2 protein-coding genes are annotated in these 2,290 nt (G+C 69.4%); both read left to right on the forward strand.

From position 1 onward, the window contains the following. The first annotated feature begins 122 nt into the window (after positions 1-122). Positions 123-1,394 carry an IS21 family transposase gene (istA, locus tag P3T35_RS40240; RefSeq protein ID WP_101378279.1) on the forward strand — a complete coding sequence of 424 codons (1,272 nt, stop codon included), beginning with the start codon at positions 123-125 and terminating at the stop codon, positions 1,392-1,394. Then, positions 1,394-2,218: an IS21-like element helper ATPase IstB gene (gene istB, locus P3T35_RS40245; protein WP_101378280.1), complete on the forward strand. Its 825-nt coding sequence runs from the start codon at positions 1,394-1,396 to the stop codon at positions 2,216-2,218. Before istA ends, istB begins: the two co-directional genes overlap by 1 nt. Positions 2,219-2,290 lie beyond the last annotated feature (72 nt).

Raw genomic sequence — 2,290 nt, forward strand, 5'->3', positions numbered from 1 at the left:
TCTCAGCGACGGTTGAAAACTGACCGCTGAACGGCGGATGAAACGGGACCCACCGGAGTAAATCCGACCCTTCTTGCGATCGTCTGATCATCCTGATCCCCGTCGAGGGTCAGGAGGAGAGGGTGATTCCCGTGGAGGACTGGGCTGAGATCCGCCGGCTGCATCGGGCCGAGGAGATGCCGATCCGGGCGATCGCCCGGCACCTGGGCATCTCGAAGAACACGGTGAAACGAGCCTTGGCCACCGACCGGCCGCCGGTCTACCAGCGCCCGCTGAAGGGCTCGGCGGTGGACGCGGTCGAGCCGGCCATCCGCGAGCTGCTCAAGCAGACCCCGACGATGCCGGCCACGGTGATCGCGGAGCGTATCGGCTGGCAGCGCGGGCTGACGATCCTCAAGGAACGCGTGCGCGAGCTGCGACCGGCCTACCTGCCCGCCGATCCGGTCTCGCGGACGGTCTACCAGCCGGGCGAGCTCGCCCAGTGCGACTTTTGGTTCCCGGCGGTGGACATCCCGCTCGGCTACGGCCAGTGCGGCCGGCCCCCGGTCCTGGTCATCGTCTCCGGCTACTCGCGGGTGATCACTGCCCGGATGCTGCCCTCCAGGCAGACCGGCGATCTGATCGACGGCCACTGGCGCCTGCTCGCCGGCGGCTGGGGAGCCGTTCCGAAAATGCTGGTCTGGGACAACGAGACCGGTGTCGGCAAAGGCAAACTGACCAGCGAGTTCGCCGCGTTCGCCGGCCTGCTCGCGGTCAGGATCCACCTCTGCCGGCCCCGCGACCCGGAGGCGAAGGGCCTGGTCGAGCGCGCGAACGGCTACCTGGAGACCAGCTTCCTGCCCGGACGCACGTTCACCGGCCCCACCGACTTCAACACCCAGCTGGCCGGCTGGCTGCAGATCGCCAACCGGCGCCAGCACCGCTCGATCGACGCCCGCCCGGTGGACCGCTGGGAGGCCGACCGCGCCGCGATGCTCACCATCCCACCCGTCAGCCCGCCCCACTGGTGGCGCTTCCACACCCGCATCGGCCGCGACCACTACATCCGCGTCGACACCAACGACTACTCCGTCCACCCCCGCGCCATCGGCAAGACCGTGATGGTCCGCGCCGACAACGAGGAGGTCACCGTCATCGCCGGCAACGACATCGTGGCCCGCCATGCCCGCTGCTGGGCCAAGCACCAGAGCCTGACCGACCCCGAGCACGCCGCCGCGGCCCGCGTCCTGCGCGGCGAGGTGATCCACCAACAGGCAGCCCGAGTGCACGCCGCCCGCGCCGCCCTCCTGGCCCCCGACAGCCTCGGCATCGAGGTCGAGCAACGCGAACTGGGCACCTATGACCGCATGTTCACCCTCATCGAGGGCGGCGCCGGACAAGAGGAGGGCACCTGATGGCCCGCACCACCACGACCGAGGCCGTCAAGCCCGACGGCCAGGCGGCCCGCACCGGCCGCCAGACCGCCGCCGACCTGGTCTTCTACGCACGCGCGATGAAGGCCCCCGCCCTGCTGGACGCCGCCGAACGCCTCGCCGAACGCGCCCAGGCCGAGTCCTGGACCCACCTCGAGTACTTGGTCGCCTGCCTGCAGCGCGAGGTCTCCGCCCGCGACAGCCACGGAGGCGAGGGCCGCATCCGAGCCGCCCGCTTCCCCGCGATCAAGACCATCGAAGAACTGGACGTCACCCACCTGCGCGGCCTGACGCGCCAACAACTCTCCCATCTGGGAACATTGGACTTCATAGCGGCCAAGGAGAACGCGATCTTCCTGGGGCCGCCGGGCACTGGCAAGACCCACCTCGCCACCGGGCTCGCCATCCGCGCCTGCCAGGCCGGACACCGGGTCGCGTTCGCTACCGCCTCCCAGTGGGTCGACCGCCTGGCCGCCGCCCACCAAGCCGGACGCCTCCAGGACGAACTCGTCAAACTCGGCCGCTACCCGCTGATCGTGATCGACGAGGTCGGCTACATCCCATTCGAGGCCGAGGCCGCGAACCTGTTCTTCCAGCTGATCTCGAACCGATACGAGAGGGCCAGCGTGATCGTCACCTCGAACAAGCCGTTCGGACGCTGGGGAGAGGTCTTCGGCGACGAGACCGTCGCCGCCGCCATGATCGACCGACTCGTCCATCACGCCGAGGTCCACTCCCTCAAGGGCGAGTCCTACCGCATGCGGGGCCGCGAACTCGGCCGCACCCGCACCACCGACAACGACTGAACAAGGCCAACGACGACGCGAGGGTCAGAACTCAACCGTCCAAAGTGGGTCACGGTTCAGCCGCCGCCGACA

It is taken from the genome of Kitasatospora sp. GP30 (genome assembly GCF_029892145.1).
Lineage (GTDB): Bacteria > Actinomycetota > Actinomycetes > Streptomycetales > Streptomycetaceae > Kitasatospora > Kitasatospora acidiphila.

Excerpts from the sequence above, each read along its gene's own strand:
- istB (WP_101378280.1), top strand. The coding sequence starts at position 1,394 with ATGGCCCGCACCACCACGACCGAGGCCGTCAAGCCCGACGGCCAGGCG.